A 13,984-nucleotide genomic window follows, 5' to 3' on the forward strand; every position below is an offset into this window, starting at 1 on the left:
GTAGATCCAGCGCAATGGCCGTTTGTGACTAATGACCCTATTGGTCACTATTTGTCAACGGTTGGTTTTACCGCTATGGATTAGGCATGAAAAATCTGAGCACAGGCAAGGCGGCCGCAACGCGCGGGCCAGCGGAACATTCGGTGCGGGACCAGATCGTCAAGGCGGCGCGCGAATGCTTCGCGCATTACGGCTACGACAAGACCACGGTATCGGACCTCGCGCGCGAGATCGGCTTTTCCAAGGCCTATATCTACCGGTTCTTCGAGTCGAAGCAGGCGATCGGCGAGGCGATCTGCGACGAGTGCGTAACCGGCCTGTTCGACCAAGTCCGGGAGGCAGTGGACCAAGGGGAGGATGCGACCGATAAGCTACGCAGGTTCGCGAAAACGGTGACCACAGCAACCGTCGAACTACTCTTCACCGATCGCAAGCTCTATGAGATCGCGGCCCATGCGTCGTCTGAAAACTGGGAGGTAGTACGCGCCTATACCGAGCGCCTGCAGGGCCTGCTGGAGGAGATTCTCAAGGAAGGCCGCGAGAATGGCGAGTTCGAACGCAAAACCCCGCTCGACGAAACCCGACGATCGATCTTCTACACCTTCAGGCCCTTCATCGATCCTGTTTTCCTCGAGCACGGCCTCGACCTGCTGCCGGATGCACAGACCGAAGTGACTGGACTGGTGTTGCGTAGTCTCGCGCCCTGAATAGGTTGACTTAACTATGACTAGTTGACGAAATGGTCACACGTCTCTAACTCCTCCTGCTCAACAGGAGGAATCAGCGTGTCGATATCGTCTTCCGCGCGAATGATCGCGGTATTGGGACTGGCGGCTGGTGGGCTTGCTGGCTGCGCCGGGACTGATACGGATCCCCGCACCGCGCCCCCGCTGGTGCGGGTAGCAAGCGCCGAAGCCGCCGGCGCAGCCGAACGCGAATTTACCGGTATCGTCGGCGCGCGTGTGCAGAGCGATCTCGCCTTCCGAGTCGGCGGCAAGGTCGTGGCGCGACTGGTCGATGCAGGCCAGTTTGTTCGCCGTGGCCAGGTCCTGATGCGCATCGACGCAACCGACTACGGCCTCGCATCGCAAGCTGCAGCCAGTTCGGTAGCGGCGGCGCGGGCCCGCGCGTTACAGGCCAGCGCCGATGAGGTGCGGTACCGCGATCTGGTCTCGGCGGGCGCCGTATCTGCGTCGGCCTATGACCAGAAAAAGGCGGCCGCCACCGCCGCTCGCGCCGATCTCGCCGCAGCGGAGGCGCAGGCACGCGTGAGCCGGAACGATGCTGGCTATACGGTGCTGGTCGCCGACGCCGATGGCACCGTCACCGAGACCCTCGCTGAACCCGGGCAGGTGGTCGGCGCCGGGCAGGCGGTCATCCGGCTGGCCCGGTCCGGCCCCCGCGAAGCCATTGTCGCCTTGCCCGAAACGCTGCGCCCCGCCCTTGGCACCCCGGCCGCCGCGCGGACCTACAGCGGACTCGATGGCACAGGCCAGTTGCGTCAGTTGAGCGATGCCGCCGATCCCGCGACCCGCACGTTCGAAGCGCGGTTCGTCCTTTCCGGTGCGCCCGCGATGGCGCCACTGGGATCGACCATCAACATCCGGCTCGGCGCTTCGGACCAGTCGGCAATGATCTCGATCCCGCTTGGCGCAATCTATGATCGCGGACAGGGTCCCGGCGTTTGGATAATCATCGGCCAAAGCGCCCCCAAGGTCAGCTGGCGTCCGGTGAAGCTTGCCGCCCTTGGTGAAGAACGCGCGACCGTTTCGGCAGGATTGCGGCCCGGCGAGCGCTTCGTCGCACTGGGCGCACACATGCTCCACCAAGGCCAGCCAGTCCGGATTGCGGGAGCGGCCCGTTGAGCGACGCGGCTGAAGCCAGGAGCAGGTTCAACCTGTCCGCCCTCGCGGTCCGCGAACGTGCGGTCACATTATTCTTCATCGTCGCCATTTCCGCTGCCGGAATCGTGGCATTCCTGAACCTCGGTCGCGCCGAGGATCCGAGCTTTACGATCAAGCAAATGACGGTTGTGACCGTCTGGCCAGGCGCCACCGCGCAGGAAATGCAGGACCAGGTCGCCGAGCCGCTCGAGAAGCGGCTGCAGGAGTTGCGCTGGTACGATCGCGCGGAGACGTTCACGCGCCCCGGTCTGGCCTTCACCACGCTGATCTTGCGCGACCAGACGCCGCCGTCCGAAGTGCAGGAACAATTCTACCAGACCCGCAAGAAGTTGCAGGATGAGGCGCCAAGGCTTCCCCGCGGCGTCGGGGGTCCGTTCGTCAACGACGAATATGGCGACGTGACCTTCGCGCTTTACGCGCTGAAGGCGAAGGGCGAGCCGCAGCGTGACCTCGCCCGGCAGGCGGAGACACTGCGCCAGCGGCTTCTGCACGTGCCCGGGGTGAAGAAGATCAACATCGTCGGCGAACGACCGGAGCGCATCTTCGTCGAGTTCGCGCAGGACCGGCTGGCGACATTGGGAATCGCGCCGCGCGCGATCTTCGCCGCGCTCGCGCAGCAGAATTTGCTCACCCCGGCGGGCGCGATCGAGGCGAACGGACCACAGGTGCTGGTACGGCTCGACGGCGCGTTCGACGACCTCGAGAAGATCCGCAACGTGCCAATCGTCGCCAATGGCAAGACTTTGCGCCTGGCGGACGTCGCCGAGGTCCGGCGCGGCTATGAAGATCCGGCTGCCTTCCTGATCCGCAATCAGGGCGAACCGGCACTTCTGCTGAGCGTGGTCATGCGCGAGGGCTGGAACGGGCTCGATCTCGGCAAGGCGTTGAAGACCGAGGTCCAGGCGATCGCTTCGGAGCTACCGCTCGGCATGACTCTCGATCCCGTGACCGATCAGTCGGTGAACATTACGGCGGCCGTCGATCAGTTCATGCGGACCTTTCTCGAGGCGCTGGCGATCGTGATGATCGTCAGCTTCATCGCGCTCGGCTGGCGGGTCGGCATGGTCGTGGCGGGCGCGGTCCCGCTGACGCTGGCAATCGTCCTGCTCATCATGTGGGCGACCGGGCGGGTGCTGGACCGCATCACGCTGGGCGCGCTGGTCCTGGCGCTCGGGCTGCTCGTCGATGATGCCATCATCGCGATCGAGATGATGGTCGTGAAGATGGAGGAGGGCTTCGATCGCATAAAAGCGTCGGCCTATGCCTGGAGCCACACCGCCGCGCCGATGCTGGCGGGCACGCTGGTGACGGTGATCGGCCTGATGCCGGTCGGCTTCGCCCAGTCGAGCGCCGGAGAATATGCCGGCAACATCTTCTGGGTCGTCGGGTTCGCGCTGCTCGCATCCTGGGTCGTGGCTGTGGTGTTCACACCCTATATGGGCGTCAAGCTCCTGCCGGCGATCAAGCCGGTCCCCGGCGGCCATGACGCCATTTACCAGACGCCGCGCTACCAGAAGCTGCGTCGGTTGATCCGCTGGGCTGCGATGCGCAACCGGCTGGTGACGATCGCGACACTGGTTGCGTTCCTGCTTGCCGGTGCGGGTATGGTGCTGGTCAAGAAGCAGTTCTTCCCCACCTCCGACCGGCCCGAGGTCCTGGTCGAAGTCCAGATGCCCAAGGGCACATCGATCGAACAGACCAGCGCTGCGACGGAACAGGTCGAGGCCTGGCTGCGCAAGCAGCCCGAGGCGAAGGTGGTCACCGCCTATGTCGGGCAGGGTGCACCGCGCTTCTTCATGTCGCTTTCGCCTGAATTGCCCGACCCGTCCTTTGCTAAGATCATCGTGCGCACGCCGGATGAAGCGGCGCGCGATGCTTTGAAGGAGCGCCTGCGGCGTGCCGTCGCCGAAGGCCTCGCTCCGGCAGCACAGGTGCGGGCGACGCAACTCCTGTTCGGTCCCCCCTCGCCCTATCCGGTCGCGTTTCGTGTCAGTGGACCCGACATCGACAAGGTGCGGGCAATTGCCGAACAGGTCCGCGCGATCATGGTCACGGACCCGATGATGCGCACGGTCAACACCGACTGGGGCGAGCGCGTGCCGACGCTGCACTTCGTGCTCGATCAGGAGCGGCTTCGGGCAATGGGCCTGACCTCGGGCGATGTCGGCGAGCAGCTTCAATTCCTGCTCTCGGGCCTCACGGTGTCGCAAGTCCGCGAAGACATTCGCACCGTCGAGGTGGTCGCGCGCTCTGCCGGCCAGGGGCGCCTCGATCCCGCGCGCATCGGCGATTTCACGCTGGCTGCGGCGAACGGCCAGCGCGTCCCGATCAGCCAAATCGGCAAACTCGAACTGCGCATGGAGGATCCGATCCTGCTCCGCCGCGATCGGGTGCCGACGATCACCGTGCGCGGCGACATCGCCAATGGCCTGCAGCCGCCCGATGTCTCGACCGCCATGTTCAAGAAGCTCAGGCCAGTCATCGACACGCTGCCGCCGGGGTATCACGTGGTCAAGGGAGGCTCGATCGAGGAAGCGGGCAAGGCCAATGCGGCGCTGGCGCCGGTATTCCCGATCATGATCCTGCTGATGATGATCGTCATCATGCTGCAGGTCCGCAGCTTCTCGGCGATGACGATCGTGCTGCTGACCGCGCCGCTGGGCCTGATCGGTGTGATGCCGACGCTGCTGCTGACCGGCCAACCCTTCGGCTTCAATGCGATTTTGGGGCTGATCTCCCTGGCGGGTATTCTGATGCGCAACACGCTGATCCTGATCGGGCAGATCCACGAGAATGAGCAACAGGGCCGGACCCCGTTCGATGCGGTAGTCGAGGCGACCGTGCAGCGTTCACGGCCGGTGATCCTGACGGCGCTGGCCGCGGTCCTCGCCTTCGTGCCGCTCACGCATTCTGTGTTCTGGGGGGCGATGGCCTATACGTTGATCGGCGGCACGCTGGTCGGCACGATCCTGACCCTTGTCTTCCTGCCTGCGCTCTATGCGCTCTGGTACCGAATCAAGCCCGGCGAGCCGGGCCCCACACGCCCGTTGCCGGCGGCCGCGTGATGAACGACCGCATCGAAACCTTGGAGGGGCGCTGGATATTACAGATATTGCTCTGTCTCAACGCGCACGCGCACCGATTTTCGGAGCTGAGAGCAGCGATCCCTCGGATCAGCGCGAACATCTTGACCGACCGGCTGCGTGCGCTGGAGCGTACAGGATTGATTGAGCGGCACCCTGTTCCGCCTCCCGCTCCTGGTCAGATCTACTCGCTGGGCACGGCAGCGGCGGAGTTGGAACCGATCCTGGACGCACTCGCGAGGTGGCAGGCGGGAAGCACGACACGTCGCCCTCCGCGCGGCGCTGGCAACGATCATTCGCCCACGGAAATGGAGCACTCACGATGAAACTGAAGGAAATCCTGCGTCGCATCGGACGCACCGTGGAAACGATCGCTCACGCCGCGGACTATGACCCGCTCGCTGAACTTGCGTCACGCGTCGATCGCTTGGAACGCACGGTAGCCGACATCCGCAAACCGTAAATGAGAGAAACGAAATGCCCATCCAGCCAAAAGCCGAGCCGACCTTCCTGAAATATCGGATGACCTTAGCGTGCGGCACGAAAAGACAGGCAGCGGGCCACCGCTGGTCCTTGTGCACACGCTCCGCACGCAGCTCGCGAATTTTCGTAGCCTGGCGCCGACTCTCGCCAGATCACACACAGTTTATGGCATCGATTTTCCTAGCCACGGCCACTCGTCGATCGATCCGCGCGCCGCTTTCGATGAGCCGTATTTCAGGCAAGCCGTCATCGGCCTCATCTGAGGAGTACCGGACACTTTTTTCAGCGGTCGAGAATCCATTGGGAGTGGGAAACGCCGTGTTTGGGGACTCGTCATGAGGATGGCAGCTTTCGGGCGCACACGCGGAAGCGGTGAATGACCGACTTTGGAGCGCATATCTGCCCGACGGCTCGCGCCCGAACCGGACTGGCCGTTTGTGGGCCGGAAGGAGAATGACAGCTTTGTCGACTCCAGTCATAAGAAGCTGCCATTTATTCAACTCCACGAAAAGATGAACCGAAACGCAAGTGCTTGTGGCGCCGGTTGACGCGGAGAGGGCAGCTAGTGATCTTGCGTTCAATAAGTCTTTGAAGCCAAGGCCGATCCGTCTGCCGCGTCGGTGATTGTAACCTGGCGGAATTTGGCGCGTATCGCCGACTGGTCGACGCCCTTCACGAAGCTGGAGCCGACCGGCGCGAAGGTCACCGCCACCACCACTTTCCGCTCCGGATTACGCTGGGCGAAGTTCGCCGCATCGTCGCGCGTCATCGCGATCGCGGGCAGCATTTCGCGCGACTTGTAATTGGCCAGCCCGCCCATGCCACGATCGACATCGCCAAACACCACCCACCATTGCGACTGGCGCTGGAATTTATAGACTTTGGTCTTGTCCGCCGACACGCATTGCGGCGCGATCAGTGACGCCTGAAAATGGTTGATCGCCTGTCCGGTGCTGTCGCTCCACAGTTCGACATTGGCGCCATCGGGATAGGGATCGATCGCTTCGACATCCTGCGGCCTCAGCGTGGTCGCGGTGCTGAGCGACTGGAGCTGGAACGTGCCGGTCGCGTCGTTCCACTGGCCGAGCTTTGCAGTGAAATAGAGCGTCAGTTCGCGCGGCTGGGTTGCGGCCCAGTCCTTCAGGTCGCTGCGTGACTTGATCAGCCCCGCCTTGCCGCGTTCGCGATTGCCGAATTCGCCGGCCAGATCGTCGTTGAGTTCGATGCCGCGCGCACACGAGCGGATCGCGGTGTACCACACCCAGATCGGCTCAAAGGCTTCGGTGACGCGCGTATCGTTGGCCACCGCCCACAGGGTAAAGGGCACCGTGTTCAGCATATTCTGCCGCGATTTGAGGATCGTCTCCGCGTCGACCAGTTCGCCCGATCCGGAATAGACTTCGCGATCCCAGTCGGTCGGCATCCAGTTCGCCGGAACCACCAGTCCGGTAGGGTCCGGGGTCGAGGCCCGCTCCGCCGGCGCTGCGACGGCGGCTTCGGACGCCATCGCATGATTATCCTCCACGGCGTTGGCCGCGGGCGACGGACCGTCACCGCCACAGCCTGCCAGCAGCGCCACGGACGCCGCACCTGCACGTACCAGAATCATTGCCTTCTTCCTTTCCTCAGCGCGCGCGGAACCGGGCCGGGACCTGATCCGGCCGGCAAATCCGCATCGCGGGGCCGTCGTCGTGGATGGTGAGCGCGATCCGCCCGCCCGGCAGCTTGCGCAGTTCGATCTCGAGCGTCTCGATGAACAGCGATCCATCGCGGGCGCGCGTCACCCGGCCGACCGGCAGGACTTCGAGGCCCGTCGCATCGCCGTTACGGTCATAGCGCGGTACGCCGACGCGCTTTCCATCGTAGAAGAAGATGTCATGCGCCTCGGGGCACGGCGTCGCGACATCGACATAATAGCCCGGCGCGATGCCGAGCGGTCCGACCGGGGCGTGAAGCGGGGCGGCCTGTTGCGCGGCCGCCCCTCCCCCCATCGCCAGCAGGACAAGCGCGAGCGCGATGCGCATGGCTCAGCCCTTCGCCAAGGGATTGCGGATGATGCCGAAGCCAGCCGCGAGCAATGCCGCGCCCGCCAGCAGCAACAGCCACACGCCCATCCCGATCCCGACCGACGCCGACATCTGGCGCGCCATGAAATCAGGCACGGCGTCGATCGCCGCCGAGCGCATCAGGATCGGCAACAGGCCCGCAACGATCGCCGCGACTCCGGCCACAAGTGTTGCGGTGCGCAGCGCCTTGCCGCTCCACGCCGCCCAGATCAGCCACAAAGCAGCCAGCGGCGCGCCGAAGCGCAGCACCAGCAGCGTCTCCAGCGTCCCCAGTCCGCCGCCCCGGCCGCTCATCGCCGCGGCGCGGGACAGCGCGCCCATGCCGGTGCGGCTGTCGCCCAGCCCGAACAGCGACAGGCTGTCGAACGGGCTGGTGATCGCGGGCAGGAAGCAGGCGATCAGCACCACCACCGCCAGCGGCGTGGCCAGCGATCCGGTGAACATCGACTTGACCTTGTCGGCCTGTGGCGAGCCGGAGATGTCCCCCAGATCGACATTGATGTTGCCGAGTGCGGCAAGCACCGCACCGCCGACAGGATAGATTTCCTTCGCCTGTCCGTCCGCGCCTTCGAAATCGACGACCGTGCCGGTCGCGGGCGGCCGTTCGCCGCGCCAGTCGGCACGAGCGAACCGATAGCGCGAGCTGTCCTCTCCCGAGATCGCGCCAGTGCCGTCAGCTTCGCTGAAGCCCAGAATCTTGCCCTTCATCTTGACTATTCCTCGTCTGATCGGGGTGGCGGCCTCAGCCCGCCTTGCACTGTTCGCGGATCTGCGGGTTCACCACGTGCAGCGTCTCGCGCAACTCGGCGACCGCCGAGGAGATGGCGCGGCGATCGGTGGGATCGATCCCGGCTTCGCGCAACATCGCGCCGTTCACGGCCTCGCGATCCCGCGGGTCCGGACGCAACGGCCATTGCAGCGCCACGAAGGCAGGCTTGAGCTTTTCGGGCACCGCCTTGTCGAGCTTTTCGGCCACGCAGCCGCAATCCATGCCGCTATAGCCCGGCAGGCCGGTGCGCGGCGTGCCGTCCGACATCGGCTCGGTGCAGATCTCGCCCAATTGCTTCGCGAAGGTCGATTGGCCGCACCCCGATAGCGCCAGCGCACCGGCCAGCGCGGCTCCGGCGAGCAGCAGAGGGTGGCCCGAGACGCGCTGCTTAACGTGCTTTTTCATTACTTTACCCCTTCGCGATGCGAGGGTGCGGATCGTGTCGCGATCCTCCCTCTCCACGGCGTCGAGATGTAAAATTCCTGTCCCCTCAAAGTCTTGAAGCCATTATCAAGAAATTCTAAAGGTCGTTACGGGAGCGGCTTTATGCATAGTGACAGCGTATCGTCCCGTCGCCGGCGCAGGATCTGGCGTATCGGGGACGCCGAATTCGATGAAGCGGCGTGGATGCTGCGGATCGCGGGCCAGACGGTGCCGCTCGAAGCCAAGCCCCTCGAAGTGCTCCACGAACTGCTGCTGCGCGCAGGCGAAGTCGTGACCAAGGACGAGTTGCTCGACGCCGTATGGTCGGGCGTGACCGTGGTCGAGGGATCATTGCCGACTGCAATCTCGAAGATGCGTAAGGCGCTGGGCAAGTCGCGCGAGCATGTGATCGAAACGGTGCCGCGGGTCGGCTACCGGCTGGTCGGACCGGTGGCCGTCGAGACGGTGGAGACCCCGCTGGCGCCGCGCTTCGCGTTCGAGCCGGGCGACACCGTACCCGGCCGGGCCCAGTGGCAGCTCGAACGGGCGCTCGGCGACGCCGGGACCGCCGATGTCTGGTCGGCAAAGCACATCAAGACGAACGAACGCCGCGTATTCAAATTCGCCGATGCTCCGGACCGGTTGCGCAGCCTGAAGCGCGAAGCGGCCTTGTCGCGCCTGATGTTCGCCGGGCTGGGACCCGCGGCCCCCGCGCCGGCATTGCTCGAATGGAATTTCGACGCTTCGCCCTATTTCCTCGAATATGCCTATGGCGGGCACGATCTGATCGCATGGGCGGCCGAAGCGGGCGGTCTTGCGGCGATCCCGATCGAACGCCGCCTCGCGGTCGCGGCGATGATCGCGCGCGCGGTCGCCAGCGTTCACGATCTGGGCGTGCTTCATAAGGATCTGAAGCCCGCCAACATCCTGATCGCCGATAGCGATGGCGGACCGGTGGTGAAGCTCGCCGATTTCGGCAGCGGCCGCCTGCTCGACGGCGCGTCACTCCACGCCTTTCGCATCACCGATCCGGGTTCGCTCGACACCGCGCTGGGCGAGAATGAGCCGCGATCGGGCACCTATGCCTATCAGGCGCCCGAACTGGTCGGCGATGCAATGCCGACGGTGAAGAGCGACGTCTATGCGCTGGGCCTGATCCTGTTCCAGCTGGCCAGCGGCGACTTCGCGGCGGCGCTGGCGCCGGGATGGGAAAGCAAGCTCGCCGATCCGCTGTTGCGCGAGGACATCAGCCTGGCCAGCGATGGCGTTCCCGAACGCCGCATCGCCAGCGCCAGCGAACTCGCCGACCGCATCGAACGGATCGACGCACGGCGCGCGGAAGCGGCGCTTGCGGCCGAACAGGCGCAGTGGCTGGCCGAGCACAAGCGCATCGACGAACGCCGCCGCGCCCGCCTGCCATGGGTCCGCGCCGCCGTCGCCAGTATGGCGATCGGGCTGATCGCCTCGTCCTCGCTGGCAGTCTATGCCTGGACCCAGCGCAACCATGCGATCGCCGCACAGGGTCAGGCCGATGCGGGTTATGATTTCATCGCGCAGGATGTGCTGGGCAGTCCCGATCCGGCGAAGTCGAGCGCGGGCGAAACCGTGCTCGAGGCGATCAAGCGCGCCAGCCTGAGCATCGACCAGCGCTTCGCCGCGTCCCCCGCCGTGGCCGCGCGCCTGCATCTGTCGGTCGCGCGCGCCTTCGCCCAGCGATCGGATCTCGATGCCGCGCGAGGCGAGTTCGCGAAGGCCGACCAATGGTTCGTCAAAGCAGGCGAAGGCGATAGCGAGGATGCCGTGCTGGGCCGGATCGAGACGATCCATCTCGAAGCGACTTCCGGCCAACCCGACCGGCTGGCGGAAGCTGGCAAGATGATCGAGCGGGAGCGCAAGCGGCTCGGCGAGCGCGCCGAACGCGGCAAGATCGGTTTCTCGCTGGCGCAGTCCGAGGGCGCCTATGGCTATATGACCGATCTCGCGGTGGCCGAGCGCGCTTTCGGCAATGCTGTGAAAATCGGCGAAGCAGCAGGTTCCGGGGTGGCGCCTGCGCAATTGCTGAAGGCGCGGTCGTCGCGAGTGCTGACCCTGATGCGGCTGGGCCGCGTCGCGGAAGCCGAACCGCTGGCTCGCGCAATCGTCGCGGAATCGGTCCGTTTGCGCGGCGCGCAGCATCCCGATACGATGGTGACGCGTCAGCATTGGCTCACCAGCCTGTCTATGCTCGGCAGGTACAAAGAAGTACTCGACGGCAGCGCGCCGCTCATTGCGGCGATGCAGATGCAGCTCGGCCCCGCCCACCGCCTGACGCTGGCGATGCATTCGACGCGGTTCGAGAGCTTTTCCGCGCTCGGCCGGTACGACGAAGCGGCGCGCGAAGCCAAAAGCGTGTGGGACGGCGCTGCCGCGCAAGGCGGTCCGGCGTCGCATCAGGCGCTGGTCGGCCAGATCGACTATGCCGCGTCGCTTTGCCAGACCGCCCGGCGCGCCGAAGGCATGGCGATCGCGCAGAAGGCGCTCGGTTCGGTCCGCGGTGCGTTTGGATCTGCATATCCGCTGACACACGCTATCGCCTACTACACCGCGGAATGTCTGATCGCTAACCGGCGCTACCCCGAGGCGCGGGAGTTGCTCGAATCGGTCGATGCGAAAAAAGTGACCGAATTGACCGGGCAACTCAATTTTTCTGCCATGCTGCATTTGGCTCAGGCGGAATCCGCTTTGGGAATGGGAGATCGGAAGCAAGCGGAGGGGCTGCTTTCTGCAACCTTGAAAGATGTCGGCGTCTCGGGTGACGCCCAAACGACCAGACGAGCTCAAGCGCTGAGGAGGAGGCTATCCACGGGAAAATGACTGGATGGTAGCAACATGGGGCAGTTGATTGGCATTATCATCCTCTCAAGTCGGCAATGACCGTCATCTGCCAGCAGCTACCGCTTACCAGTCAGTGCAGTAAGCGACCGCTTTCGGGCTGCCCTCGGCCTGCCCCAAATGAAGGGCGCTGGGGCGCGAAGCTGCCGGTTCGATGCTGCGCTCACTTTGGCTTTTGTAGGAGTGGCAGCCGAAAGAACGCGGGGATCCAGCGGAGCGTGCTCTGCGCCTTCTGCGAAGGCGTCAGGGTCCGCGCGTCTTTGGCCCGCGTGGCACGCTTGCGACCGGCCGGGGGGCACGGCGGCGGCTGGCCCCCAGGCCCGCGCGCACGCCGCCGCGACGGCCGTCCGTCTGCAAGAGTGCGTTCTTGTTTGCGCCTCTGGCGCGTGCGACTTTTTGGTCGCAGCAACCCCGAAGATTTGTCCGAAGTGGTTGCGATTCTTTGCTTTTGCGATTGGCTTGCCTTTTGAACCGTTCCAATCCTAGTCTTGGAATGCGCCGATGAAGCGGCGCCGAGGCGTGAGAACCTTGCTCTAGGACCCCTATCCAGGCACTGGCGGCCGGGTGGCCGACGCGCATGTCCAGGCCGTTCGCGGCTAAAGGCGCCGGCGCAAGACCTCGAGCTTGTTCTCAACACCCGGCTCCTGCCGGCCGTCTCGCAATTGAGGGCGGGACTTGGGCATGACCTTGGGTTGGAAGTCGGAACAGCTTGGCAGGTGCAGGCGAACCTGATGTCGCCTCCGTTCAACTCGACAGCGGCGCTTGGCGAGCCCGATGATCCATCGTCCGGCCCGGGATTGGAGATGATCTACCGCGATGAGCGCCACGCGCTCGTTCGCTTCATCACGCGCTATCGTTCCAACGCCGAGGATGCCGGCGATGTTGCGCAGGAGGCCTTCCTCCGTCTGGCCCAGAGCGAGCGGACACGGACCGAGCCGATCGCCCGCCCAGGCGCGTTTCTGCGGCAGATCGCGCGCAACCTGCTGCGGGACCGGGCGAAGAGCGCAGCGGGCCGAGGCGAGGTGCTGAGCGTCCCATTCGACGAACAAGCCATATCGGCAGCAAATGAAGTGGCCCGTCTCGAAGCACGCGATAGTCTTGCGCGCGTCGAGGCGGTAATGCGCCGGATGAAACCGATGACTCGAGAAATATTCATGGCGCATCGTCTGGACGGGCTTAGCTACGGCGAGATCGCCGAGCGCACCGGCATGTCGATATCGGGCATCGAGAAGCAGATGGCGAAGGCAATGACGATGCTGCTTCGGCACGCGGACAAGGACTGATGCCAGGCGCTCGATCAAAGAATCCCCGAAGCCGCGCAGTGACCAGCCAGGCCGGGGTCTGGTTCGCGCGGATGCGGGGGCCCGATCGCGAGCGGTGGCGAGCGGAATTCGAACGCTGGCGCGCCGCCGACCCGGCGCACCGCGACGCCTATGACCGCGCTGGTGAGCAGTGGATCGACACCGGCGGCCTCGCAGGCACCGAGATGGGGCGCAATCGCCGCCTGCCCGAGCGGCGGCCTCCCATCTGGCAGATGCCCGGAGCACGCCCGGCCTTCGCTGCGGTCGCGCTGATCCTGGCCGTTCTTGCCGGCATCTGGGCTCTCCGGGAGCCGGGCGGCGATGCCGGGGATGGCGCGCTGGTGGCCGCGGTCGAGCCGCAGACGACCAGCGTGGGCGAGGTCCGCACCATGAAGCTCACTGACGGCACGACGGTGACGCTCGATACCGACAGCGCCGTTGAAGTCCGTCTGTCGGCCGACCTGCGGCAGGTCCGCCTGATCCGCGGCCGGGCGCGGTTCGATGTCGCGCATGACGCCGTGCGGCCGTTCCGGGTCGAAGCCGGCGGCCGCACCGTCACCGCGCTCGGGACATTGTTCGATGTCGGGTTTGAGCCGGGAGGCGTGCGGGTCAGCCTGCTTCGAGGCTCGGTCGATGTCCGAGGCCTCGCGCCTGCGGGGGGCGTGGCGTCGGTGACGCGGCTCGCGCCTGGCGAGTGCTTCACCGACCGCTTGCGGCGCCCTGAGGTGGTCAAGGTGTCGCCCGGGCTCCAGCAATGGGTCTCCGGCATGCTCGATTTCGACGGCGTGCCGCTGGGCGATGTGCTTGAGCAGACCAATCGTTATTCGCCCCGCAAGATCCGCCTCGGCGACAAGTCGCTCGCGGGCTTGCGCGTGACCGGCGGGTTTCGGCCCTTGCCCGTCGATGACCTCGCTGCAGCCCTGGCTAAGGCCTTTTCGCTGCGGGTCGAACATGGCCCGCAAGGTGACCTGATCCTCCGCCGCCAGTGATGTTCGGGCCGCGCGAATAATTTCGGGCGGGTTTTCCGCGCAACCTCGTCTCGCACCCCAGACCGTCAGATCGACGGCGCTGAAATGGGGAGCGG

At 65.3% G+C, this 13,984-nt stretch carries 12 protein-coding genes; 8 read left to right on the forward strand and 4 right to left on the reverse strand.

Annotated elements, in window-relative coordinates; genetic code table 11:
• The first annotated feature begins 86 nt into the window (after positions 1–86).
• The 5 genes from HHL13_RS19815 (at position 87) to HHL13_RS19835 (ending at position 5,450) form a co-directional block, all read left to right on the forward strand.
• The gene (locus tag HHL13_RS19815) at positions 87–707 is read left to right on the forward strand and encodes a TetR/AcrR family transcriptional regulator (RefSeq protein WP_169557640.1); all 621 of its coding nucleotides are present in this window, start codon (positions 87–89) and stop codon (positions 705–707) included.
• A gap of 102 nt (positions 708–809) precedes the next feature.
• On the forward strand, positions 810–1,865 hold the full coding sequence (locus HHL13_RS19820; protein WP_169557641.1) for an efflux RND transporter periplasmic adaptor subunit: 1,056 nt from the start codon (positions 810–812) through the stop codon (positions 1,863–1,865).
• Positions 1,862–4,969 carry an efflux RND transporter permease subunit gene (locus HHL13_RS19825; RefSeq protein WP_169557642.1) on the forward strand — a complete coding sequence of 1,036 codons (3,108 nt, stop codon included), beginning with the start codon at positions 1,862–1,864 and terminating at the stop codon, positions 4,967–4,969. The genes HHL13_RS19820 and HHL13_RS19825 overlap by 4 nt, the downstream gene beginning before the upstream one ends.
• Entirely contained in the window at positions 4,969–5,313 is a 345-nt protein-coding gene (locus HHL13_RS19830; protein WP_169557643.1) for a helix-turn-helix domain-containing protein, read from the forward strand. The genes HHL13_RS19825 and HHL13_RS19830 overlap by 1 nt, the downstream gene beginning before the upstream one ends.
• Positions 5,310–5,450, forward strand: coding sequence for a hypothetical protein (locus tag HHL13_RS19835; protein ID WP_169557644.1), 141 nt, complete (start codon positions 5,310–5,312; stop codon positions 5,448–5,450). Before HHL13_RS19830 ends, HHL13_RS19835 begins: the two co-directional genes overlap by 4 nt.
• Positions 5,451–6,047: 597 nt before the next feature.
• Here HHL13_RS19835 and HHL13_RS19840 read toward each other — a convergent pair.
• The 4 genes from HHL13_RS19840 to HHL13_RS19855 are packed head-to-tail and all read right to left on the reverse strand — an operon-like array spanning position 6,048 to position 8,710.
• The gene (locus HHL13_RS19840; RefSeq protein ID WP_169557645.1) at positions 6,048–7,079 is read right to left on the reverse strand and encodes a hypothetical protein; all 1,032 of its coding nucleotides are present in this window, start codon (positions 7,077–7,079) and stop codon (positions 6,048–6,050) included.
• A gap of 16 nt (positions 7,080–7,095) precedes the next feature.
• Entirely contained in the window at positions 7,096–7,494 is a 399-nt protein-coding gene (locus HHL13_RS19845; RefSeq protein WP_169557646.1) for a hypothetical protein, read from the reverse strand.
• A gap of 3 nt (positions 7,495–7,497) precedes the next feature.
• On the reverse strand, positions 7,498–8,244 hold the full coding sequence (locus HHL13_RS19850; protein WP_169557647.1) for a hypothetical protein: 747 nt from the start codon (positions 8,242–8,244) through the stop codon (positions 7,498–7,500).
• 34 nt (positions 8,245–8,278) lie between these two features.
• Positions 8,279–8,710 carry a hypothetical protein gene (locus HHL13_RS19855; RefSeq protein WP_169557648.1) on the reverse strand — a complete coding sequence of 144 codons (432 nt, stop codon included), beginning with the start codon at positions 8,708–8,710 and terminating at the stop codon, positions 8,279–8,281.
• A 141-nt stretch (positions 8,711–8,851) separates the two neighbouring features.
• Here HHL13_RS19855 and HHL13_RS19860 point away from each other — a divergent pair, with 141 nt between their 5' ends.
• The 3 genes from HHL13_RS19860 (at position 8,852) to HHL13_RS19870 (ending at position 13,889) form a co-directional block, all read left to right on the forward strand.
• Positions 8,852–11,581: a winged helix-turn-helix domain-containing protein gene (locus HHL13_RS19860; RefSeq protein WP_169557649.1), complete on the forward strand. Its 2,730-nt coding sequence runs from the start codon at positions 8,852–8,854 to the stop codon at positions 11,579–11,581.
• Between the two features lie 734 nt (positions 11,582–12,315).
• Positions 12,316–12,882, forward strand: a complete 567-nt coding sequence (locus HHL13_RS19865; protein WP_169557650.1) for a sigma-70 family RNA polymerase sigma factor — start codon at positions 12,316–12,318, stop codon at positions 12,880–12,882.
• Between the two features lie 38 nt (positions 12,883–12,920).
• Positions 12,921–13,889 (forward strand): FecR domain-containing protein, encoded by a 969-nt coding sequence (locus HHL13_RS19870; RefSeq protein ID WP_169557651.1) that lies wholly within the window; start codon positions 12,921–12,923, stop codon positions 13,887–13,889.
• Positions 13,890–13,984 lie beyond the last annotated feature (95 nt).

The organism is Sphingomonas sp. G-3-2-10 (assembly GCF_012927115.1).
In the GTDB taxonomy this organism is placed as follows: domain Bacteria; phylum Pseudomonadota; class Alphaproteobacteria; order Sphingomonadales; family Sphingomonadaceae; genus Sphingomonas.